This is a genomic window from Bacteroidia bacterium (assembly GCA_041391665.1).
GTDB lineage: Bacteria > Bacteroidota > Bacteroidia > J057 > J057 > JAGQVA01.
This window is the reverse complement of sequence record JAWKNO010000001.1, coordinates 1,623,440-1,647,360: the sequence shown is the minus strand read 5'-3', so window position 1 is coordinate 1,647,360 and position 23,921 is coordinate 1,623,440. Positions and strand designations below refer to the sequence as shown.

Here is a 23,921-nt window from a genome sequence, read left to right as displayed (position 1 = left end):
GTGCGCTTCATATTTTTATCCCCGATCAACCTAAATATGGATATGAGAAACGTCTATCCTTGATTCAGAATGTCATTACAAATATTCCCCAGCGCAAACACAGCGTAAAGTGGTAGGTTGATGAATTCCCCATCATACGAAAAAGGTCGGGGGGAAATCTGTAAAACATGTTTTGGGGTATATTTTTCAGCATAGCTACGCAGGCTTTTCAGATTTCGGCTGGAACCACTTTTTACCTCAACAGGAATGATTTCGTTTCATAATTTATCTCCCAAAAAGTGTAACCACCACGGGTTTTGCCTGTTCCGTATCCGAAGGATATGGAAGATTTACCTAATAACCCTCTATTAACGAGACAAAGATCGACCCAAAAGTACTTCCCTATACATAAAATTTCATGTATGAAATATCCATGTTTAGATATTTACTATTTCCCCCAATGATTTGATATTTACCCGACATTCATTCTAATCCCCAAAACCGCAATATATAATGAAAAAAGGGTTGCGCATCCACTCTGCTCAAGTAATTTCAAGACCCAAACAGGCATTACCCTCTCCTCTCACACAGCCCATTCATGAAAGTATGATATCAAAAAGAAGGGGAATTGCTCTTTACTCTTCCAAAACAGCGTTGCTCGTCTTTCTGCTTTTCACAGGTTTATCTTTCGCTTTTTCACAGGAAATAAATTGTGGTGATGGCATTGACAATGACGGTGACGGACTCATCGACTGCTTTGATACTGACTGCGGCGGTACGCCTGCCTGTGCAGATTTTTACTATGGGGTCCCAATTCCCGACTGCCAGTTTATCCCACCGGCAAATGCAGATACCTTTGAGATCGAACTCGTGTGGCAAACCGATGACGTGTCTTATCCTATCGACCAACGCCATACACCACTGGTAGGAGATGTTGATAATGACGGCGATCCGGAAGTATTGGGAAAATTTGCGGGTACGCCTGGGTATATTCGGATTTTTAGCGGCATAGACGGTTCGCATGAGATCAGCATTACCATTACCGACGGAATACATTCCTACTCTAATATGGCAATGGCAGATATTGATGAAGACGGAACCGCAGAGATATTTGTAGTTAACAATGCAAAAAATCTAGTCAGAGCCGAACATAACGGGGCAATTACCTGGACCAGCGCGAGCACCGTACCTGCCAGCCACAATTCACCCAACATCGCCAATTTCGATGGTTCAGGTGAGCCGGAGATCTATATAGGCAACCAGATATTCCGGGCTTCAGACGGAGTACTTCTGGTAAATGGTGTCGATGGACTGGGTGGAGGCAGTGAAGGCGGATATGTAAATACAGAATCATTTCCAGTACCGGTGGATATATTCAGTTCCACAGATATTATCCCTGCTACAGGCAGCCCTTGCGGTAGCCCCTGCGATGGACTGGAACTGGTTGCCGGTGATACCTGCTATGCCGTGGATCTGACAAGTATCAGTGGACTTACTGCGGTAAGCTGGGCTTCAGGGCTGGGAGATGGTGTTACGAGCGTGGCAGACATGGACAACGATGGTGACCCCGATGCGGTAATCATGGTTAGTGGAAAGATTTCCATGTGGGATATTCGCAGTGGTTCTCAATTGTTTACGACATATACAATGACCGGGAGTACCACTTCCGGCGGCCGTATCAACCTGGCTGATTTTGACAACGATGGGTATATGGAAATCGGTGCAGCAGGTAAAAATGTGTACGCAGTCCTCGACACTAATATTTCCGGAACGCTGGTTGCCAAATGGACATATGTGACAGATGATGGTTCCGAGCGAACGGGAAGTACGGTCTATGATTTTGAAGGCGATGGCGCCAATGAAGTTGTGTATAGCGATGAAGAATATCTTTATGTCTATGATGGTGCAACCGGAGACGAACTGGTCAAAATCGTTTCCCAATCCGGCACCCGTTTTGACTATCCACTGGTCGTGGATGTCAATGACGATGGGCAATCAGAAATAGTCCTGACTTCTCAGATTGGAAACGGCCCGGGGTTCTCTGGTAACAACTTCATCCGCGCTTACCGGTCCAAATTTCAGCCATGGGTGCCTGCCCGTCCCGTTTGGAATCAACATACTTTCCTCTGTACCAATATCAATGATGACCTCACGGTACCGGTACACCAGCAAAACCACTGGATAGTACCCAAATTAAACGGCTTTCTCGTGCAGTCCCCTACCCGACTCGTAAATGGAGAACCCGCCTTCCAGGCTCCGGATGTGCAGCCGCATATTCTCGGCTCCGACAACTCAAAATGTGGCAACGACTCCCTGGGCATCATCGTCCGTATCGGCAATACCGGCGATGGAAAATTTCCGGCGGGTGCTACAGTAGCCTTTTATCTGGGCAATCCCAGGGTGTCGGGCAGTATATTTCTCGATACTGCCATGACTACCGTGACCGTAGATGAAGGGAATTATGAAAATATGACTTTTTACATCCCCTTCACTTCGGGTGATTTTCCCGGAGATCTGTTTGTTGTACTCAATGACACAGGGTTCGCAACGGCTCAATTGCCTTTGGATCTCAGTTTGGATTTCCCGGTAACTTATATCGGGGAATGTGATTATACCAACAATATCACCAACGCCTATATCAATGCGGGTTGCGCCATTGAACCCGACAGAGATCAGGACGGTGTAGTCGATTTTCTGGATCTCGACTCTGACAATGACGGCATTCCCGATACACAGGAAGATGGTGATACGGGGTTTGATGCTACCGGCGATGAAGATGCCGATGGTATTCCCAACTATATGGACAACGATGATATTACAGCCAGTTTTCCAGCGTGGAACGACAATAATGGGGACGGGGTAAACGATGTCTATGACCGCGACAGCGACGGTATTCCCGATGCCTTTGACCTCGACTCCGACAATGACGGTATCCCTGACCTGATTGAAGCCGGAGGCTCCGATGCAGAGGGAAATGGACTCGTAGATTGTTTTGCGATTACAACCGACCCGGCCTCACTGACCGATACCGATACAGATGGATGGTGTGATACCTATGACAATGCCGGGGGCGCATTCACCAGTGGCACACCGATGCCTTATCCGGATACAGACAATGATGGACTGGAAGATTATGCAGATCTCGATTCTGACGATGATGGTATTCCCGACCTCATTGAGGCAGGAGGTTTTGACGCTGATGGAGATGGCCAGCCTGACAATGACCTTGACCAGGACAGAGACGGCCTCGCAGATGTATTTGACTCTGACGATGACGGTGTTTTTGGTACTGATGCAGGTGGAGGAACTGATCCTTTAATACTGGCTATTGACAGCGGATCTGACGGGCTGGCGGACTCCTATACCGATGGTGAAGGTAATGACGCAGATGCAGACAACGATGGTATCATCAACCATCTGGATCTCGACGCAGATAATGATGGTATGCCTGATATCATTGAAGCCGGAGGTGTGGATAGCGATGGCGACGGCAGAGTCGATGCGGCAGTATCTACCGATACAGATGGCGACGGCCTTGCCGACGTCTATGACAGCGATGCAAGCGACGGCCCTTCTGGCAGCGGTACAGACGGTTCTGCCCTGGCCCAGACAACTGGTTTTGACACAGACGCAAACGGTAAAGCAGACGATGCCGGCATTGGCTATTCTCACGGCAATGGCAGAGATACTGATCCTGACGGAGATGGTATCCCCGGATTCCTTGATCTCGACACAGATGGCGATGGCATTACCGATATCATCGAAGCCGGAGGTATAGACAACAATGGCGACGGACATCTGGATACCCCCACAGACGTGGATGCAGATGGACTTGCCGACATCTATGACACAGATGCAAACGACGGCCCCGGAGGAACCGGTAGTAACGGAACCGCGCTCGTACAAACCAACGGAACTGACACGGATACCGACGGATTGGCGGACCAGGACGCAAGCGTAGGGTATCAGCACGGTGGCGCAATCACAGATATTGATACCGATGGAGACAATATCCCAAACTGGATTGATTTGGATTCAGACAATGACGGTGTGCCTGATGTGATTGAAGTCGGAGCAGTAGATGCTACCGGAGACGGCCTTGCCGACATCACCACCGACGCCGACGGCGACGGGCTGGCAGATGCCTGGGACAGCAACGCCAGCGATGGCCCGGCCGGTACGGGCACAAATGGTGTAGCACTCATCAAAACCACAGGTACGGACACAGGAAACGATGGTCTTGCCGACGGCGATGGCGCCATAGCATACGCAAGAGGCGACAACGGCATGTGGCCAGACTGGGACAGCGATGGTATTCCCAACTATATCGACCTCGACACAGACAACGACGGCATTGCAGACATTACAGAATCAGGCGGAACAGACGCAAATCATGACGGCATCGTGGATGGTGCATTTGCAGATACTGATGGTGACGGCTATTCCGATACCTTCGATGCCGATGACGGCGGAACAGCCATCACGACAACCGGGGCAGACATCAACGCGGACAATTTCCCCGACTCCTACAGCGATGACGCGGACAGTGACGTTCACCCCAGTTTTGCCGATGTGGATGCAGACGATGACGGCATCCTCGACAATATGGAAGCACAAACCACCTCCGGCTACACAGTTTCAGGTATCACTGATACAGACGGAGATGGCATACTCGACGAATACGACGGTGGCAACTTCCTCATTCCGGAAAATACAGACGGTTCGGGTTATGCCGATTACCTCGATACAGACTCCGATGGCGATGGCATTCCCGATGCCGATGAGGCATGGGATGGGTATGACGACGGAGATGTTTCCAGCGACCTGAGTTGCAGTGCCGATGCAGATGATGACGGTCTCCTCGATTGTTATGACAACAACAGTGTGGAAAGCACAGATCAGACCGTTGGGACAACACCTCCCACAGACAATGGATTTGATGGCACGGGTTATACAGACAGTAAAACCAGTACGGGCTCAACACCTGAAGATATTTTTCCAAACAACGGTGGCGCTGCCAACCAGCCTGACTGGCGCGACGGCGATGGATGCAGCCTGAGTCCTGTACTCGTTTACCCGGTTACAGGTACCCATTATCTATTCAGCGCAGGTGAGCACGTATTTAGCGGAGCAACTACCGGCACGATTCGCAGCACCAACTTTTGTGTAGATGCTGTGTCAGCAGGTTATACCTACTATTATCCCGCCATTGAGCCGGATAAGGTATTGTTTTCCATCGCTCACGGCAGCAATACGACCAGAGTTGACTATGTAGAATTGCGTCGCGAAGAAGCATTAAACCGGATTGTTACCTCCGGCTCACAGGGGCATTTTGTCATGGGGCGAGACTGGTTTGTGCGCACACTGGATGATGCCGGTCTGACTGCAAATGTGAATGTACGGTTCTATTTCGACCCTGCGGACTCAGTTGCAATGGCAGATTCTGCTTCGAGTTTTGCCACAGCATCAGGTGGCACGATTCAACCGGCAAAATGGTTTAAGGTTGATGACACCTGGAACAACGGTGACATTACCGCTGCCGATGGATTATCTGCCCGGCCGGGTTATACAGAACTTTCCCCTGCTGCCTACGGTACTGAGGGAGGATTGCATTATGTTCAATTCAACAGTATCAGCGGTTTTTCCGGCGGTGGTTTGCAGGTTGAAGTAAGTGGAACGCTGCCCGTAGAAATGCTTGACTTCCATGCCGTCAGGCAAGACAATGATGCTTATATCGGCTGGATGACCGCTTCAGAGGAAAATACTGACAAATTTATTGTCGAACGCTCTGTGGATTCCAGAAATTTTATTGCAGTCGGGGAAGTTCCCGCTTCTGGCAAGAGCAGTACCCGCCAATTTTACAGCTTCCTCGATAAGAACGTACCGGCAAACCATTCCCGAAAGGTCTATTACAGACTCCGAATCGTTGACCTCGGGGGGGCATATACGTTCAGCAACATCAGGGAGATTCAGTGGGTATCCCATTCGGATGCTTTTTTACAGGTATATCCCAACCCGGGCAGTAAAGATATTCAAATCCGTTTTCTTACAAACGATTCACGCTATTTGAGTCTCTTTGTCTTTGACCTGCAAGGAAGAGAGATCTGGCAAAAAGATTTTGAGAATACATATGGTGAAAAACTGATTTCTCTGGATGTGACCCACTGGCCGTCAGGTATGTACCAATTTATTCTTAGAAGTGATGAAATCGAACTGCAACAGCGGTTTATGAAAGAATAATCCTTCCGACACTTTATATACATTCAAACCGGGGTCAGACCTGCAAAGGCGGCTCCGGTTTGCTTATATAAAAAAAGGCCATCCCGTATAGGGACAGCCACTGAAAAATATCCGGAAGGAGATATCAGAAAAATTTCGTAAAAATCAGGGGGTGATCACCATTCTTTGGCTAAATGACTCACTACCCTGAGAAACAGAAAGCAGGTACATACCGCCGGAAAGTCCGTTTACATCCATCTTCACCACTCGGCGACCATTGACTCCAGGCAGCATCTGCCTACGCACCACCTGACCATTAATGCTGATCAGTTGAATGACTACCGGAGCATCGGAAATACTTCCGATTTCCACCTTAATCACATCGTCTGCCACTGGATTAGGATAGGCTTTCACTTCCAAACCCGCCTCGCCGCTTACACTTATTTCCACCACTTTTCCTGCAGACGACCGCCCATCCATATCTACCTGCCGCAGACGATAATACACACGGGCTGCGCCCAACGTCTGTACCTGCATATCTGTATATTCATATTCCGTACGATCGGTGGCAAACCCGGCACCTCTCACCTCCCCTACTTTCTCAAACCGTACAAGATCCACCGAACGCTCAATCTCAAATCGCTGGCTATTTACTTCCTCCACTGTAGCCCACGTAAGTTTTGCACCCGAATACACCAACTGTGCTTTGAAATCTTCTATGGTTGCAGGAAGGATATTGTCCACGCTCACGGTTACCATAGCTTCTGTACAACAACCAGACGGGTGGCAAATTTCATACTTAAACACGGCATCTCCGGTGAATCCGGCAGCAGGTGCAAAATCAATCTGACCGGAGGGCATGATCGATACATTTCCTGCTGTAGAAGGAGGCACGCTGCTCAATGAAATATCTGAAGCGCCGGGCGTAAATCCGGGATTATTTCCCAGATCATTTGCCAGTACGTTGATCGGGTAACTGCCTGTATTGGCGAGAATAATCACCTGGTCATCATTTGCAATGGGTGGGTTATAACCGGTACGAACCTCGCGAAATTCCACATCATCCATGGCCAGGTCATTTCCGCCTCCACCCCACTTTCCGTTTTTAACAGATATATTGAGGGTGCTGACTCCGGCTGGTACTGTATAATTGTATCCGAAATAATGCCATTGTCCGTCGTCGGGAAGATTGGGAGAAAATCCAATCAGCGTACCATTTACCATGTATCGGAAGCGAGGGCGGGAAACGCCGGCAGCCGTATTCAGGTTTTTGTACCAGGCACCAAAACAATACGTTTGTCCGGGGGTAACCGTAACCGTCGTAGCCCAGATATCCATAAAGTTATTGCTGCCATCAGGATTTTGTGCCGGAAAATCTACCACCAGCATATGGCCGTCGCCATTGTCGTAGGTATGGTCATTTCCATTCCACGCGAAATAACAAATATTAGGGTCATTAAGTATGGTGATGCGCCCCCACAAATCCAGCGTGCTGGGCGGAGGACATACAATATAGGAAAGATCGGAAGTGAAATTTACCAATGGATTGTTGGGATCCGTGATTTCTGCTTCGAAGTTTCCGTTGGAAATCAGGTTTGGACCCTTACATCCACCTGGAGGACAGGTGCCCTGTGCATGAATTTGCACAAGGCCCCCCAGACCAAATGCACACATTAACGTCAATCCTTTTTTTACTATTCGTGGTAATTTTAAAGCAACAGGCAAGTCATTTGTAAACAATATCCTTCTCATTCGCCAAGTCAATCTCGCGTTATACTCTATTTTTCTGTCTCTCTACAAAGTCTGCTATTGGGTATGTTCTGATGTAAGGTTTAAGGCAAATGTTGTACCACCTGCCTTCTTGCCATACCTTAACGTGGGTATATTTTCGTCAATAATAAAAATTAGCGCGTTTGATCTTTTCGGATTGCGGAATAGTTCAAAAATAATAATGGCTGATACCTGCCGGAGCAAATATCAGCCATGTAATAAAAATCATCAAAGTGAATTAAAAGTCAAACTGGAGGGTTCCTTCATCTCCCGCGTTAAATCCATACTTCTTTAATATTCGGCGGTATTTGCGTTCCTGATCTTCTGTGAGCTTCTGCCCGTTGATTTTAAAGGAATCTTCGCTGATTTTGATTTTCACTTTTCCATTATCTGAAGAAACCAGTCCATCGCGGCGCAGTTCTGATTGAAGCTCTTTTTTCATAGAATCATGCCTTTCATGCATCGCTTTCATCTTCACTTCCATCTCATGCATCCGCGCTTCCTGATCACGCCTTACCTTTTCCTCCACCTCCCGCATGCGTTCGCGGTTTTGCTCCATGATCTCTTGCTGGCGAAGCTGTATTTCTCTCTGGCGCTCCTGCATCTCACGGGCACGTTCCAATGCTGCCAGTTCCCGCTCTTTGGCTTCCTCATGCCGGCGGATAATGTCTTCTTCTCTTCGCTGAAGATCGCGCTCAATCTGCATTTCTGAACGGCCTTCTCTGTCTTCCGCTAGCCTTTCCCGGACTTCCGCCAGCCGCTCCTGTGCTTCCGCCAATTCTCTGATCTGGTCTTCGTTTGCGTAGATTTCTGCCTGAGCCAGTTTTTCCAAAGCATGCTCCAGTCTTCTGCTCGATTCCGCATGAGCATACACATTACTTTGTGCGCTGAGTTGCTGGGCATATTCTCTCCAGTATTCTCCTACCTGACGGCCCCATTCTTTCTGCTCTTCCTGAAACTGCTGCATCGACATCTTGAATTCCGCCATAGCTGCGCTGTCTGGCAGTGCTGAGCTGTAAAAATTGTCGGGAAACTCCGGAAACTCGGGCATCTCGGGCATCTCCGGCATTTCTCCCCAACCGCCTACAGGCTCATCCAGGGGTTCTGTTCCTGGTGGTGGTGTGTCGATCGCTGCATAAAATTCCGGATAGCCAATCATGCCCGGTACTGAAGGGATGGAAGCCAGGATGGGAAAATCATAATCCATTTCCTCTGCATAGTTTGTCCCAAAGGTTCTTCCGGTCTGTGGAGAAAGCCAGGCAATGGCAGTCATGGTGATGACCAGCACCAGGCCAAAGACAGATTTACCCTGAATTTGTGGCTCACTGGCTTCGGGAACTACAATGCGGCGAATTCTTCTGAGCAGATATTTCTTCCGGCCAACCAATTGCATAGCCAAACGCATATTTTCCAAACGGTTTTCTTCCAGATCAGCCAATACTTTGGCGTAGGAAAGTGGGTCGCCACAGTATTTTACGGCAAGATCATCACAGCAATGTTCCCGCTCGGCCTGAATGTGCGAAGATATCCACCAATACGCCGGATGGTAAAACAACATGGATTCTACCAGCGAAATCAGCAGGTTCACCGCAAAATCATTGCGCCTGACATGGGCAAGTTCATGGACAATCACGGCTTCAAGCTGGGCAGGAGAAATCCCATTCAACATCCCTACTGGCAACAATATCACCGGCTTCAGATGACCAATCACGATGGGCACTGATACCCGAAAAGACTCGTAAAGCGTAATGGTTCGCGTAAGGCCCAGCCGTTCAGACAGTTTATTGACCTTGAGCTGCCAGTCGTAGGCGACCGGTCTTATACCATTGGACCGCAACTGATGGATATGGTACAGGCCACCAGCCCACCGGACAGTAAAAAACATAAACCCGGCTGCCCATATTACCGAAATCCAGGGCATAAAGGGACGAATCTTTTCGGAAAATGACCATAGCGAAAAGCTAATTTCCGGACTCACTCCATCTGCTGCGTAAAAATCTTCTGAAAAATCGCCCGACCATTCTGCTGCATACCCGGCAAGAAAGTATTGGTCGGAAATGGTATTGTACTGCGCAAAAAAGGTAGCCACAATCCAGGCAAACATTGCTCCCAAAGCAAGGAGAGACACATAATACCGTGATTCGGGCGAACGGCCTTTCATCAGGGTCAGGAGAATTCCCAGGGCGGTCATGACAACCAGACCCTGCCAGAGCGAGTGCAGAAGCGTCCATCCCAGAGCTTCTGTCAGAATATTTGTCAGCATATTATTTGGGAAAATCATGATTATACTCCTTTCTTTTGATTGTTTTCCAGGTCATCGAGAAACCTGCGGATTTCATCCAGTTCTTCAGAAGTTGTGCTGTGGTTGCCCAGGGCCTGCATCACGAGTTTCATGGCCGAACCTTGAAAAGCCGTGTCGAGAAACCGGTCAAGTAACTGACGCTGTGTATCTTCTTCGGAGACCAAAGCGTGATAAATATGCGTCTTCCCGTCCCTGCTGCGTTCCAGCAGGCCTTTTTCAAACATGATCTGCATGAGTTTGAGCGTGGTGGTATAGCCAACCTCTTTGTCTGTACTCAACTGATCATTGATAAAACGAACAGTCGAAGGTCCGTGGTCCCAGAGGATGCGGAGGATTTCGAGTTCGCCATTAGTGGGTTTTGTCATTGGTTTATTTTTTGGTTGCGGGTGTGGCCACCACCCAAACTACGAATAAATTCGTAATACAAGTATATACGAAAAGATTCGTAAATGCAAGTTGGGGGGAAGAAAAAAATTTGCGGGAAAGAAAAAAGAGGCAGTATCATTTCTGAAACAGCCTCTTTATTTTGTCATTTACAGCTTTTCACCGCACAATCACCAGCTTAAATGTACGCATCTGCTCACCGGTAAAAACCCGTACGAGATACATCCCGGCGGGGAGGGTGTCATGGTAGGTGGTGATTTGAGAACGTAGTTGTCCCGGCGCCAGCACAAAAAGTACGGCGAGAATCATGAGATTTCGCATGGTGATGAGTTATGTTAAAGGAAGAAATTCAAGAATCAGAAAGAAACGTCGAAACGTCCGTGGGTAATATTTAAAGTATCGGTACAATCTTCGCTAATAACTTTACAGTGAAAAGTACCCGATATAATTCGTACAAAAGTATCCAGTCGAGTAATATCAAGCAGTCCCGGCTCATCAGAAAAGGAAACATAATAGCACCCCACTAAAAAATAAATTCCCGCAGAAAGATTACCGTACTCAGTTATTTGATAATCACCTTCGTTCAATAATGAAGTATTAATTGAGCCAATAGAGAATGTGCTTCCAATAGGATTTCCATTCTCATCGTATTTTTCGTTTCGTGTTTGAATATTAAACCTTCCATCACTCTTCCGATAATCCCCCTGAAAAATCCGGTTAGGCAGCCAAGGCTCTCCATCGAGCAGGAAGCCAAGGGTATTTTCACCCGTCTGTGTGGCAGGAGGCAGCAGATCCAGCGGATCAGGGGGCTGCGGGGCCTCACGCTCGCAGGCGGTGAGGAACAAAAACGGAAAAAAAAGAAAAATCACTTTCATGGCGGGTATTGGTTATACGAAGGACAATATACACAGGGGAGTAAATTGTCAAGGGGATTTAATAAAATATTTGGATATAACAGAAAATGATTATTGAACGATTATTTTTAAAAAACCCCTTCGTGCCCTTTGTGAGACCTTTGTGGCTAAGCCTCGTATTGAAACACAAAGTACACGAAGAAGGCACAAAGGACACTAAGTAATCTCTTTGTGGTTAAGCCCTGTACGTTAAAAAAACCGGACAGGGTCAAACCCGCACGTCAAAACGACCGTCGGTAATACGAATAATGTCGGTGGAATCATTTTTGTTCACAACAAAAATTTCGTTTTTTATGCTTTAGGGTTGAGATTTGCGTATATTTAGGGAAAAGAGTGGATATGTCAGATACCGTTATCACCTTACGTGTAAAACCCGATCAGAAGGATTTTTTTCTGAAACTTATTTCTATGCTGGGAATTGCGGAGGTTTTAAGCCCCAAGCAGATAATCCGCGAATATCAAAACAATGCCCCCCTGGATGTCCCGGTTACTGAGGACGAAGTTATGGCTGAAATAAAGGCATACCGTCAGGGAAATGAATAAAGCCCGGGCAATCCTTGATACTAATATCTGGGTTTCATTTGCTATTGGAAAAAATCTCAATCAGTTGGAGAATATTTTGCTCAACCCGGAGATTGAGATTATAACCTGCACAGATACTGTTAAGGAGTTTCTCAATGTTGTTGAGCGTCCTAAGCTTCAAAAGTATCTGAAAAGTGAGCGAGTAGAAGCTACGAAAGACCTGATTTTTCAGTTTACGACCCTTTATCGTCCCCAAACAAAGGTATCCGACGCTCGCGATCCCAACGATAATTATCTCCTTGCAGCAAGTACGGAATTGAAAGCGCAGTTTCTCGTCACCGGTGATGAAGATTTACTAGTTCTGAACCCTTATCATGGAACAAAAGTTCTTAGGTTTGCCGATTTTGTCGAAACAATAAAAGGGAAATAATCCTGAGATAAATAAACATGAAGATCGTATAGTGCGATTTTGCACTTACCCTTGGGCTAAGTGAAGGCTTTATAAGAAAACCAAAAAGGGAACGCTAAACCCGCACGTCAAAACGACCGTCGGAAATCGTGTATAATGCCAACCTGCCTCCTCCCAAACATTTCTGCCTGTAGTTATGTTATTTTGTAAACCAGTGATAATTCCCTATTTTGATCCCTATTAACTTACAAATGACTACTATGGCGACGCTCACAAAAACTAATCTCAAAACTCCGCTTGAATTGTTATATGGCTGGGAAAAATCTCAGCCCGACAAAGTCTATTTGACCCAGCCGCTTGGCTCTGAATACGTTACCTGGACCTGGGGGCAAGTGGCAACGGAAGTTCGAAAAATGGCTGCCGCCATTGAAGCCCGTGGCCTTGAACCTGGCAGCCGCATTGCCATCCTGTCCAAAAACTGCGCGCACTGGATCATGGCTGATCTCGCCATCATGATGAGCGGGCATATCTCGGTGCCCATTTACCCCAATGTCAATGCAGGCACGGTCTCTTATATCCTTAAACATAGTGAAGCGCAACTCCTTTTTGTAGGCAAACTCGACGCTCACGACTGGAAAGAAATGAAAAAGGGCATCATCGATGGCGTGGAGTGTATCAGCTTTGGCATCTATGACACCCTCCCGGGAATGGAAAACTATCCAACCTGGGCAGATTATACCAGCAATCATGCACCAATGGCCGCCAACCCTACCCGCGACCTCAATGAAATGATGACCATCATCTATACTTCCGGTACCACCGGTACGCCCAAAGGGGTGGTCCTCAACTTTATCTCGCCTGTATTTGCCATCGAGGCTTTTAATGATATTTTCAGCCTTACCAAAGCAGATAAATTTTTCTCCTATCTGCCTATGTCCCATATTGCCGAACGAATGCTCATCACCATGGGAACGCTTCGCTGCGGTGGTTCAGTCAATTTTGCCCATTCGCTCGAAACCTTCAAAGACGATCTGGTCAAAGGTAGCCCGACAGTTTTCCTCGGTGTACCGCGTATCTGGGCCAAATTCCAAAGCGGGGTACTGGCCAAATTTTCCCAGTCAAAACTCAACCTGCTGCTTGCTATACCTATTATCAATAACGTCATCCGCAAAAAAATACGCGAAGCACTCGGCCTTAGCAACGCCCGCGTGTGTCTGACCGGTGCAGCTCCTATGCCGCGGGCCCATCTTGAATGGTATCAAAACCTGGGGATCACCATATTTGAAGTGTATGGAATGACCGAAAATGCAGCCTACTCTCATGCAAACCTCCCCGGTCAATACCGCTTTGGAACGGTAGGAAAACCTATGCCCAACCTCGAAATGAAAATCACGGAAGAGGGCGAAATCTGCGTGAAAAGCCTTGCAAACATGACTGAGTATTATCTGGAACCCGAAAAAACAGCCGAAACGATTCGCGATGGATTTCTCCACACCGGTGATAAAGGCGTAGTTGATCCCGACGGGTATGTGCGCATTACCGGAAGGGTGAAAGATATATTTAAAACTTCCAAAGCAAAATACGTAGCACCCAACCCGATTGAAATGCTGCTTTCCAAAAACGAATATATCGAGCAGGTTTGTGTCGTCGGTTCCAATATCCCGCAGCCGATTGCCCTGGTCGTCTTGTCTGAAAAAGGAAGGGCAAAAGACCGGGAAGAAATTGCTGCCAGCATAAAAGAAACGCTCGCTGAGGTGAATCCCCAACTCGAACACCACGAAAAACTCCAAAACGCGGTGGTGGTTCAGGGCGAATGGACAACCGACAACGGTATCCTTACCCCATCATTGAAAATCAAACGTGGCGCAGTAGATGATAAATACGAAGCCCACTACGAAAAATGGTATGAAGGCGGAAGAGGAGTACATTGGAAATAATCCTCAATGAGTCAATCCATAGGAATATGTCTGTCAGGGGGCGGTACCAGAGGTATCGCCCACATTGGCGTCCTTCAGGCACTCGAAGAAAACAATATCTCGCCTGATTATCTTTCCGGTGCCAGCGCCGGAGCATTGGTCGGTACGCTGTATGCCGCTGGTTATTCCCCGCAGGAAATACTGGATATTTTTAAAAACTCCTCCCTCACACGGCTCTTTAAGCCTACCCTGCCCTCTATGGGGCTGATCGATAATTCCTATGTAGACGAGTTGCTGGGGGAATATATCGAAACCGATGATTTTGCCGCGCTGAAAAAGCGCATGTTTGTGTCTATTACGAATCTCACCACTGGCAAATCAGAAATAGTTGGCGAAGGCCCGCTATTCAATGTGGTGGTTACTTCGACTTCTATTCCGATTCTGTTTAAAAGCAGAAAAATCGGAGAACATCTCTACGCAGACGGAGGGGTACTCAACAACCTCCCCGTAGAGCCGCTCGAAAAATTTTGCGATAAAATCATTGGGGTGAATGTATGCCCGGTCGGCCCAGCGGAAAGTCTGGAAAGCCTCATTGATATAGGCTATCGCACCCTCGATCTGGTCATGTGGAACAATGTCAGGCCCCGGCTGCTGTTGTGCGACGCAGTGATCGAACCACCAGTCGGCAATTATGGTTTTTTTGACCTCAAAAAAGCAGACCAGATATTCGAAGAAGGCTACCAGTCTGCCATGAAAAAAATGCCGGAAATCACCCGACTTGTTGAAGGAAGATTTTCGCCCACCAATCCTTATCGCAACCGATTCCGCAAGGCAGGTGTTGACACGCTGGAAATGTCCGGTTCGCTTTCTTTCTGGCAAAAAATCAAGGCATTTTTCCAACAAATTTTCCATCGATTATTTGAGTAAGATAGGGAAATTCATCTTTCAGCACATATAGTACAGCAGTATTCATTCCCCAAAATTTTATTACATGTCTCGTAACGCTACGCTACTTTTCCTTTTTTTGATCTTTGGGTTTTCCTTTCTCTTCGGTCAAAAATCAACACCCGAGGTCCTTTTTAAATCAGGAACCGTGGTTTTCCCCGAAAATCTGGAAAAATTCATTTCCAACCCCGATGACCAAAATCATAAGCTGAATGGCTTCTATTACCGCTATATTCAGTTTTATGAAATCCCGGGAAATGAGGCGAAAAAACGAATGGAAAATACCGGCATCCGCCTCTATGACTATCTCCCCCACAATACCTGGCTGGCAGCTATTCCCGCAGGCCTAAACCGATCCTCTCTCCGAACGATGGGCATACGCAGCATCGTAGCGCCTGCTTCTATCGAAAAAATCGATCCCCGCCTTTTTAATGAAAGTCTGCCCTGGTGGGCGGTTCGCGGCGACCGGATCGAACTGTATCTTCAGTATTATCCCGGCATTCCGGCAAGTCAGGTAGAAGCTGCTGTTCGCGGCTTGCAGGCGACCATTCTGAGAAGTCTGGAAGATGAGCCGGTTTTATTTATACAACTGCCCATTGACAGAATGTACGATCTGCCCAACCTGCCACAGGTGGCTTACGTGGAGCCGACAAGTCCTCCGGGAGAACCGGAAGATGACGGCGGACGCTCACTCCACCGGGCGGCGAACCTCGACTCAGATCACCCACTGGGCAGGCATTACAATGGCGAAGGCATCAATGTCCTTGTCAGAGACGACGGAGAAATCGGGCCGCATATAGACTTCCAAAACCGTACGACTCAAATCAATGCAGCAGCACCGCTTGCAGGCACACATGGTGATATGGTTGCCGGTGTATTTGCCGGAGCGGGAAATATCGATCCCACTACACGTGGCGCAGCCCCGGGTGCGCATATTTATGTGCTAGACTACGATGCTTCCTTCACTGACAATACCCTGCCGCTCCATCAGAATGACAGTGTCATGATCACCAATTCTTCCTATTCCGATGGCTGCAATACCGGCTACACCACCGTTACCCAGCGGGTGGACAAACAGATTTACGACAACCCCAATCTCCTTCATGTTTTTTCGGCAGGAAATAGCAACAATAACAACTGTGGCTATGGCGCAGGTAGCCAATGGGGAAATATCACCGGCGGCCACAAACAGGGGAAAAATGTCATAGCCGTCGCCAATCTGTATGCTGACGCTGCGCTTGAAAACAGCAGCAGCCGCGGACCGGCTTATGATGGCCGGATCAAACCCGACATCGCTGCCCACGGCCAGGGTCAGATTTCTACTGATCCCAACAATGGTTATTCACCCGGAGGCGGAACTTCTGCCGCATCTCCCAGCACGGCAGGTGTAGTCGCACAATTGTATCAGGCCTATCGAGCACTCAATGGAAACGCCTATCCGGAGTCTCCGCTCATCAAAGCCATTATGCTCAATACTGCCAACGAAATCGGCGTTCCCGGTCCCGACTTCCAGTATGGATGGGGAATCGTCAACGGACTCCGGGCAGTCAAAACATTAGAAGAAAACCGATACTTCAGCGATGTAATCTCTCAGGGCGATTCCAATACGCATACCATCAATATTCCCGCCGGAACCAAAGAAGCGAGGATCATGGTGTATTGGCTTGACAAAGAATCCTCCCCCAGTGTGGCTGTCGCGCTTGTCAACAATCTCGATATGAAAGTGAAAGATCAGGCGAATACGACCTTTCTCCCGCTTGTGCTCAACGCTGCACCGAATGTAAATACGCTCAACCAGCCGGCTGTCCCCGGTATCGACAATCTCAACAACGTTGAGCAGGTGAGACTCACAGACCCGGCGGCAGGCGCTTATACCTTGCAGGTCAACGGCACGGCTGTTCCCGTAGGACCTCAAAAATATTATGTGGTATATGAATTTACCCCTGAAGAAATTACAGTAGTGTATCCCGCTGGTGGCGAAGGTTTCGTGCCGGGAGAAACCCGGCGGATTCACTGGGACGCCTACGGCGATGCTGGTACTTTTGCTATCAGCTACTCCACCAATGGTGGTATTACCTGGACAAACATTGCCGGCAATATTCCGGGCAACAGCCGGATGTACAGCTGGAATGTGCCCAATACAGTAACAGGACAGGCACTTGTAAAGATCAACAGAGGTACGGTCTCCGGGCAAAGCGAATATCCTTTCACAATCTCCGGTGTTCCTCAAAATATTCAGGTAAGCGCCGCCTGTCCCGATTCATTTTTCATCACATGGGCGCCCGTAACAGGGGCGACGGGATATGATGTATTTCTGCTCGGAGATAAATACATGGACTCCGTAGCTTCTACCGCCACTAATAGCATCACCCTCACGGGAAATTTTGTTCAGGCTGACAACTGGATATCGGTAAGAGCGACCGGCCCACAAGGGCTGAAAGGCCGAAGGGCAAATGCCGTACAGTACGCCATACCTGCTCCATGTCCCAAAGATGATGATCTCGCACTCGTCAACTTTGCCTATCCTGGCCTGCCTGTTCTTTCTGAGTGTTTTGGCGATACAACTTATATATCAGTCAACATTCAGAATGCCGGAACCAATCCTCAAACAGGTTTCAGTGTCTCTTATCAGGTGGGAAATAGCCCTGTCGTTACGGAAACCTTTACAGGAACTATTTTACCGGGAGCCGCAGGCATCTATACTTTTACCCAGCCAGAACTGTTTGGCACCAACTTGTCTTATTCAATCTCTGCATGGATTACACTGGCGGGAGACCAGGACCCGGGAAATAACCAGGCAAATACCTCGTTTTCCGTTGTTCCTTCGGCAGTCTTATCAGTTCCCTTTATTGAAAATTTTGAATCACAGCCCAATTGCGGTACTGGCAACGACTGCGGCCTTACGGTCTGTACTCTTTCCAACAACTGGCTCAACATCACCAATGGTGCAGGAGACGATATTGACTGGCGGGTGGATAATGGAGGAACGCCTTCCAACGGAACCGGCCCCACGATTGACCACAACCCGGGGAATGCTTCCGGAAAATATCTCTATACCGAAGCGTCGGCATGCAGCAACAACACCGCCGGGCTTGTCAGCCCATGTATTGACCTTACAGGTACCCCCAATCCGGTGCTTCGGTTCTGGTATCATATGCTGGGAGCAGATATGGGCGAACTTCATGTAGATATTTTTGATGGAAATAATCTTTACACAGATGTCATTCCCCCGGTTACCGGAGATCAGGGAAATAGCTGGAAAGAAGGCCAGGTGAGCCTTGCCGGTTTTGGGCCATTGGTGCAGGTGAGGTTTAGAGGAATTACCGGAGACGGTTTTACCAGCGACATTGCCATCGACGATATTAGCGTAACCAATATTGCCCTTCCGCCAGTAGCAGAGTTCACCTCTGACAAACAAAGCGTATGCCCAGGCAATATAGTTACCTTCACAGATCTGACGACACTGGGTGCCACCAGTTGGCAGTGGAGTTTTTCCCCGGCTACAATAACTTTTGTCAACAATACAGACAGCAGCTCCAAAGATCCCCAGGTGATTTTTGCGCAACCCGGCACCTATCAGGTAAGTCTTACCGCTACCAATTTTTATGGTTCTGATACACTTATCAAAACCGCCTACATCGTTGCAAGCTCAGGAGCATTGCTTTCTGTCACTGAAAACTTTCAATCAGGCGTTTTTCCGCCGGTAGGATGGGATCTTAACAACCCTGACAACAGCACCACATGGACGCTTATTTCTGTTCCGGGAAGCACAGGTGCGACCACTCAGGCGGCATTTATAGACAACTACAATTATAATGCAGCGGGTTCAGAAGACGACCTTACTTCTTTCCCGGTTGACCTGACGGCAGCAGGAAGTCCCATGCTCACGTTTGATGTGGCTTATGCACAATTCAGCAACAGTTTTGCCGATGAATTGAAAATAATAGTGTCTACAGATTGCGGGGAGTCGTTTAATTCTGTCGCTTACAGCAAAGCCGGCCTGGTCCTCGCTACCGCAGGAAGCCAGACAAGTTCCTGGGCACCGGCCAATGCCTCTTCCTGGCGCAAAGATTCGGTAGATCTCTCTGCTTATGTGGGCAATTCGGTGGTTGTGCGTTTTACCAACCGCACCGGCTACGGCAACAATTTGTATATCGACAATATCAATATCGAAGAACTGGGAGGTGTATCGCCGCAGGCTTCTTTTACCGTTCCTGCCGGGCCTTTTTGTGTAGGAGTGCCGGTATCTTTCAGCCAAAACTCTGTCGGCACCAGCTTACAGTACAACTGGCAGTTTCCGGTTGACGCATCGCTTCAGAGTTCGACAGCTCCCGGACCGGTATCCACCACTTTTTCCACGCCCGGACTAAAAACGATTACCCTGATTGTCAGCAATTCACTGGGAACGGATACACTCTCGCAGGTAATCCAGGTAATTGACCAGCCAGTCGCTGCTTTTGTCTATTCTGTCACGGGTGTCAACGCTGTCAGCTTTACCAGCGGCGCCACCAGCTGGGATAATCTTTTCTGGGATTTGGGAGATGGAACTACTCAAACCGATACCACAATTACCCATGAATATCTGGCAAATGGAAACTACCTCGTTACGCTCGTTGCATCGGGTGTTTGCGGCACAGATACCTTTACCCAAACGGTATCTATTACGGGTATCACACCACCTGATGCAGCATTTACGGCTTCGCAGACTGAGATTTGCCAGGGGGATACAGTAATCTTTACAGACAATAGTACAGGTATTGGCCTATCGGGCTATAGCTGGGATTTTGGTACAGATGCTTTCCCGGCAAGTGCCACCACCTCAGGACCCCATCAGGTGATTTACGCTACTGGCGGGCAGAAAGACATTTCGCTGACCGTTTCCAATGCTGAAGGGAATGACATGGAAATTTTTCAGATCCAGGTCGATTCTCTGCCGGTTGCAGCCTTCTCCTACAATTATTTTGGCGGCTTTCAGACTTTTGCGTTTACCAATCAATCACTGGCAGGCAACAGCTATGTTTGGGATTTTGGCGATGGTACGATCTCACAGGATATTCACCCTTTCCACACTTATATAACCAACGGCGTATATGATATACAGCTGATTACAGAAAATGAATGTGGAAGCGATACACTGACTCAGACCATTGACATCAACAATGTAAGTATCGGAGACCTGACCGGAGAAGCAGGTATTTCCGTTTATCCCAACCCCGGAAATGGAATTTTCGATATAAGATTTGAAGATAACTGGACTCAAAAAGTAGAGATCAGTCTTTGGGACGTCAAAGGAAAAGAAATTTTCCGCGCAGATTACCATATGGAAAGTCCCGTTTACAGAGTGGACGTGATCGGTATAAGCAAAGGTACTTACCTGCTCAAAATCCAGTCAGAAGACCGTTTTGTTGTGAAAAAAGTGGTGATTGATGAATAAACGACAATAATTAATTAACTTCGCATCGTCAGACAAAACCTGAATTTTAGAATAATGAAACAAATAATTTTTCCAATGATTGCATCCCTGATCATGGGTGCGTGCAATAATACAGGCAAGATTGGGGTCGGGAAAATGGAAACCAAGATGGACAGCATTTCCTACGCGCTGGGCAGAGACCTGGGCAATAACCTCAAGGCTCAAGATATTGAAATCAACAGTGAAATGGTCTACCACGGCTATACCTCTACCGCGGAAGGTCAGGAACCGGCGTTGACGGAAGAACAGGCGCAAAACCTGCTGATGTCCCTTCAGAATGAAATTCGTCAAAAACAACGTGATGCCATGATGCAGCAGCAGCAGCAACAACCTTCGGCTTCTGCTACCAAATTCCAGGCGGGCCAATCCGTACCGGAAATCTCCCTCCCTACGCCATCCGGAGAAACGATGAATCTCAGTGATTTAAAAGGGAAAATTGTGCTGATAGACTTTTGGGCAAGCTGGTGCCGCCCATGTCGCGCCGAAAACCCCAATGTTGTGCGCATGTACAACAAATACAAAAACAAAGGATTTGAGATTTTTGGGGTAAGTCTTGACCGCACCAAAGATGCATGGGTACAAGCTATCGAACAGGATAAACTCACCTGGCATCATGTCAGTGATCTTCAGTTTTGGGGAAGTGAAGCCGCTCAGGCTTACGGCGTAAATGCGATTCCCTATACCGTATTGCTCGACAAACAAGGCAAAGTGATCGCAGAGAATCTCCGCGGCCCTTCGCTGGAAAGCAAACTGGAAGAATTACTGGGAAGTAACTAATCCGAAATTACTAGTTCTGATTGTTCTGATTCAGATTTTCTTTAACCTGTTTCAGTTTCTCTCTATCCCCGCCGGCGTCTTCGATATCTTCAATCAGAGAATTAATCTCGATCGTGGAGGCGACAGCGGGGATAGTCAATTTTTCACTATCCACTTTACCGACGCGAACCGTATTCTTAATGGTAAATGGCTGTCCGGAGCGATCATCCGTTCCATTGATCTCTAAAGGGAAACCCGTTACGCCTTCTACATGAAGAAAACGGCCTTCCCTGCGCAGCGAACGTGGAATCATAAATGAGGCGATATCCAGATTTGCAAGGGAAGCAGCAACCCATAATTCGGCAGATCTCCCCCCCTGATTTACCAGGACTTTTTCACACTGATACCCGTCAATGGTTTTAAACTCGCCGGTATTCGTTACTTCTGCTGTTGCATTTTGGCCGGGAAGCGCAGCAAACTGCGGATCAGACAGGTTATACTTCACAACCTGCATCTGAGAGATTACATGATAGTCTCCTGTAACACGGTCAATGACTGTCCGGCTTCCGGGCTCTATCTCTTTACTATGAGAAACCATCGCGGCACGATCACCTTGAATATAAAAAGAAGTGGTCATTCCCCCGTAGAGAGAATTATTCATGGTTACGGTGCCTTCAAATTTCTGTGCAGACAGATGGGAAACGAATGCCAGAAGAACAATAAGAACAGAAGTAAGAGTTTTCATATCAGGAGAAGTATTTTTCTTGGATTTGTAACAGTTTTTCTTTGTTTAAAGGCTTGATAATGTAGTCAGTAACTACATCATATTGGGATGCGCGTTCAATATCTTTCCGGTATACAGAAGAAGAAAGTATAAACAAATACACTTTTCCCGGGAAAGAAGCCTGGATGGTCTTATATTCTTCCAGAAACTCCCATGCACTCATCAGTGGCATATTGATATCGAGGAAGATCACATCAGGAAATTCTTCAGGTTTATTTTTCAAAGTATCTGCCAACAGGTCAAGGCCTTCCCTCCCCCGTGTGCAGTAGCTGGCAAGTTGTGCGAAGTTTAAGTCACGTAAATTTTTGATACAGATAAAGTTATTGACTTCATCGTCATCAATAATCAGTGCTCGTTTAATCAACGTCATATACCGATAGACTATAATAGATATAACAAATGTGGTCTGTGAAAATAAGAAAAAAAAATGATGTTAGATAATTACTTTCTCAATACGTGATTTCACTTCTTTCGGCACGGTTTTTCGTTATAGTTCAAACAGGATTTTACCCCGAATCCACCCTATTTCTTTTAACCTGCAAGCGTTTCATTTACCCCCAATCGCTCATACTTTATTTGAAAAAACGCTTTACTCCATGTACATGACTATCCATGATGAAACGACAGCTGGCAGTATTCTCAATCAGGTGAAACTCAAGCTAAACAGTGAAAATATCAGTGCATCAGAACTGATACGCGCCCGTATATTTCAGGAAGTGAATGAATATAATCATAAACGGCCGGAATACTACCGGGGACTGGTACAGCCGGCTCACGCAGAAGTTGTCCTGAACGGCTATAAGCTAAACCGAAAACATCGACTGGATCCGGAAATCCTGTTTGGTATCGCAATGGCAGCTTTTCAGCGCAATGAGTTTGTGATCGTTGTCAATGAAAAACAGATCAATGATCCTGACTATTCTATCCCGGTATGCCCCCAGACCAAAGTTAGTTTCCTCAAATTGACCTCTATGGTGGGCTGGTAAGTATTGGGCCAAACTTACCCGAATCTTTTCGTTGCAGCTTATTACTTTTAAGGACAAAACAAACGATCCAACATGACCGCGAATGTCCCTTCAATCCTGCTCGTAGAAGATAATCTCATCAACCAGAAAGTTGCCACTAAGTTACTTGAGAAAATTGGTTACTCTGTAGTACTCGCAGAAAACGGCCTCAAAGCCATAGAAGCGCTGGAAAAAGCTTCCTATGACCTTATTCTTATGGACATTCAGATGCCTGTAATGAATGGGCTGGAAGCAACCCGAATCATTCGGAAAAAATATGAGCAATATGGCAAACGCGGCCCGGTTATTATTGCACTCACCGCCAATACCATGCCCGAAGACCAGTCTGATTGCAAGGAAGCCGGTATGGATGATTTTATTCCCAAACCGGTCAGGCAGGATGTACTGGCCTTGACAATCGGCCGTTGGCTGTCAGGTACAACCAGTTTATAACAAAGATATCTTTACCCTCGTTTATGTTTCATGCGGCTTTTCCTGTTATTGTTATGGGGTCTTTTTTCTTGTTTTAGTTTGTTTGCCCAAA

General features: G+C 47.4%; 15 protein-coding genes and 2 pseudogenes. 10 read left to right on the top strand and 7 right to left on the bottom strand.

Annotation, left to right across the window (positions count from 1 at the left end; genetic code table 11):
- Window positions 1-585: 585 nt before the first annotated feature.
- Entirely contained in the window at window positions 586-6,219 is a 5,634-nt protein-coding gene (locus R3D00_06975; GenBank protein MEZ4772906.1) for an FG-GAP-like repeat-containing protein, read from the top strand.
- A gap of 144 nt (window positions 6,220-6,363) precedes the next feature.
- Here R3D00_06975 and R3D00_06970 read toward each other — a convergent pair whose 3' ends face one another.
- From R3D00_06970 to R3D00_06950, 5 genes are all read right to left on the bottom strand, one after another.
- The gene (locus tag R3D00_06970; GenBank protein ID MEZ4772905.1) at window positions 6,364-7,872 is read right to left on the bottom strand and encodes a T9SS type A sorting domain-containing protein; all 1,509 of its coding nucleotides are present in this window, start codon (window positions 7,870-7,872) and stop codon (window positions 6,364-6,366) included.
- 334 nt (window positions 7,873-8,206) lie between these two features.
- Window positions 8,207-10,231 (bottom strand): M56 family metallopeptidase, encoded by a 2,025-nt coding sequence (locus tag R3D00_06965; GenBank protein MEZ4772904.1) that lies wholly within the window; start codon window positions 10,229-10,231, stop codon window positions 8,207-8,209.
- Between the two features lie 20 nt (window positions 10,232-10,251).
- A complete protein-coding gene (locus tag R3D00_06960) occupies window positions 10,252-10,635 on the bottom strand; it encodes a BlaI/MecI/CopY family transcriptional regulator (protein MEZ4772903.1) in 384 nt (127 codons plus the stop codon).
- A 178-nt stretch (window positions 10,636-10,813) separates the two neighbouring features.
- Entirely contained in the window at window positions 10,814-10,975 is a 162-nt protein-coding gene (locus tag R3D00_06955) for a T9SS type A sorting domain-containing protein (GenBank protein MEZ4772902.1), read from the bottom strand.
- 35 nt (window positions 10,976-11,010) lie between these two features.
- The gene (locus R3D00_06950; GenBank protein MEZ4772901.1) at window positions 11,011-11,529 is read right to left on the bottom strand and encodes a hypothetical protein; all 519 of its coding nucleotides are present in this window, start codon (window positions 11,527-11,529) and stop codon (window positions 11,011-11,013) included.
- Window positions 11,530-11,907: 378 nt separating this feature from the next.
- Here R3D00_06950 and R3D00_06945 point away from each other — a divergent pair, with 378 nt between their 5' ends.
- From R3D00_06945 to R3D00_06915, 7 genes and pseudogenes are all read left to right on the top strand, one after another.
- Window positions 11,908-12,111, top strand: coding sequence for a hypothetical protein (locus R3D00_06945; GenBank protein ID MEZ4772900.1), 204 nt, complete (start codon window positions 11,908-11,910; stop codon window positions 12,109-12,111).
- A complete protein-coding gene (locus R3D00_06940; GenBank protein ID MEZ4772899.1) occupies window positions 12,104-12,520 on the top strand; it encodes a putative toxin-antitoxin system toxin component, PIN family in 417 nt (138 codons plus the stop codon). Before R3D00_06945 ends, R3D00_06940 begins: the two co-directional genes overlap by 8 nt.
- A 239-nt stretch (window positions 12,521-12,759) precedes the next feature.
- The gene (locus R3D00_06935) at window positions 12,760-14,436 is read left to right on the top strand and encodes an AMP-binding protein (GenBank protein MEZ4772898.1); all 1,677 of its coding nucleotides are present in this window, start codon (window positions 12,760-12,762) and stop codon (window positions 14,434-14,436) included.
- Window positions 14,437-14,442: 6 nt separating this feature from the next.
- Window positions 14,443-15,342 carry a patatin-like phospholipase family protein gene (locus tag R3D00_06930; protein MEZ4772897.1) on the top strand — a complete coding sequence of 300 codons (900 nt, stop codon included), beginning with the start codon at window positions 14,443-14,445 and terminating at the stop codon, window positions 15,340-15,342.
- Window positions 15,343-15,406: 64 nt separating this feature from the next.
- Entirely contained in the window at window positions 15,407-20,794 is a 5,388-nt protein-coding gene (locus R3D00_06925) for a PKD domain-containing protein (GenBank protein ID MEZ4772896.1), read from the top strand.
- Window positions 20,795-20,848: 54 nt separating this feature from the next.
- Window positions 20,849-21,178 (top strand): annotated as a pseudogene (locus R3D00_06920) (FKBP-type peptidyl-prolyl cis-trans isomerase N-terminal domain-containing protein).
- Between the two features lie 15 nt (window positions 21,179-21,193).
- Window positions 21,194-21,610 (top strand): annotated as a pseudogene (locus tag R3D00_06915) (TlpA disulfide reductase family protein).
- Window positions 21,611-21,620: 10 nt separating this feature from the next.
- Here the strand turns inward: R3D00_06915 and R3D00_06910 are convergent.
- A complete protein-coding gene (locus tag R3D00_06910; protein MEZ4772895.1) occupies window positions 21,621-22,334 on the bottom strand; it encodes a DUF4412 domain-containing protein in 714 nt (237 codons plus the stop codon).
- Window position 22,335: 1 nt separating this feature from the next.
- Window positions 22,336-22,743 carry a response regulator gene (locus R3D00_06905; GenBank protein MEZ4772894.1) on the bottom strand — a complete coding sequence of 136 codons (408 nt, stop codon included), beginning with the start codon at window positions 22,741-22,743 and terminating at the stop codon, window positions 22,336-22,338.
- Between the two features lie 226 nt (window positions 22,744-22,969).
- On the opposite strand from R3D00_06905, the gene R3D00_06900 reads away from it, so the two are divergent.
- Both R3D00_06900 and R3D00_06895 read left to right on the top strand, forming a co-directional pair.
- Window positions 22,970-23,359 carry a hypothetical protein gene (locus tag R3D00_06900; GenBank protein MEZ4772893.1) on the top strand — a complete coding sequence of 130 codons (390 nt, stop codon included), beginning with the start codon at window positions 22,970-22,972 and terminating at the stop codon, window positions 23,357-23,359.
- A gap of 72 nt (window positions 23,360-23,431) precedes the next feature.
- Window positions 23,432-23,830 (top strand): response regulator, encoded by a 399-nt coding sequence (locus R3D00_06895; protein MEZ4772892.1) that lies wholly within the window; start codon window positions 23,432-23,434, stop codon window positions 23,828-23,830.
- Window positions 23,831-23,921 lie beyond the last annotated feature (91 nt).

What these genes read in the sequence shown, in the direction of transcription:
- R3D00_06975 (MEZ4772906.1), top strand. Translation starts at nt 586, where the DNA reads ATGATATCAAAAAGAAGGGGAATTGCTCTTTACTCTTCCAAAACAGCG.
- R3D00_06930 (MEZ4772897.1), top strand. Translation starts at nt 14,443, where the DNA reads ATGAGTCAATCCATAGGAATATGTCTGTCAGGGGGCGGTACCAGAGGT.
- R3D00_06935 (MEZ4772898.1), top strand. Translation starts at nt 12,760, where the DNA reads ATGGCGACGCTCACAAAAACTAATCTCAAAACTCCGCTTGAATTGTTA.
- R3D00_06945 (MEZ4772900.1), top strand. Translation starts at nt 11,908, where the DNA reads ATGTCAGATACCGTTATCACCTTACGTGTAAAACCCGATCAGAAGGAT.
- R3D00_06965 (MEZ4772904.1), bottom strand. Translation starts at nt 10,231, where the DNA reads ATGCTGACAAATATTCTGACAGAAGCTCTGGGATGGACGCTTCTGCAC.
- R3D00_06895 (MEZ4772892.1), top strand. Translation starts at nt 23,432, where the DNA reads ATGACCGCGAATGTCCCTTCAATCCTGCTCGTAGAAGATAATCTCATC.
- R3D00_06960 (MEZ4772903.1), bottom strand. Translation starts at nt 10,635, where the DNA reads ATGACAAAACCCACTAATGGCGAACTCGAAATCCTCCGCATCCTCTGG.
- R3D00_06905 (MEZ4772894.1), bottom strand. Translation starts at nt 22,743, where the DNA reads ATGACGTTGATTAAACGAGCACTGATTATTGATGACGATGAAGTCAAT.
- R3D00_06955 (MEZ4772902.1), bottom strand. Translation starts at nt 10,975, where the DNA reads ATGCGAAATCTCATGATTCTCGCCGTACTTTTTGTGCTGGCGCCGGGA.
- R3D00_06940 (MEZ4772899.1), top strand. Translation starts at nt 12,104, where the DNA reads ATGAATAAAGCCCGGGCAATCCTTGATACTAATATCTGGGTTTCATTT.
- R3D00_06925 (MEZ4772896.1), top strand. Translation starts at nt 15,407, where the DNA reads ATGTCTCGTAACGCTACGCTACTTTTCCTTTTTTTGATCTTTGGGTTT.
- R3D00_06900 (MEZ4772893.1), top strand. Translation starts at nt 22,970, where the DNA reads ATGTACATGACTATCCATGATGAAACGACAGCTGGCAGTATTCTCAAT.
- R3D00_06950 (MEZ4772901.1), bottom strand. Translation starts at nt 11,529, where the DNA reads ATGAAAGTGATTTTTCTTTTTTTTCCGTTTTTGTTCCTCACCGCCTGC.
- R3D00_06970 (MEZ4772905.1), bottom strand. Translation starts at nt 7,872, where the DNA reads ATGTGTGCATTTGGTCTGGGGGGCCTTGTGCAAATTCATGCACAGGGC.
- R3D00_06910 (MEZ4772895.1), bottom strand. Translation starts at nt 22,334, where the DNA reads ATGAAAACTCTTACTTCTGTTCTTATTGTTCTTCTGGCATTCGTTTCC.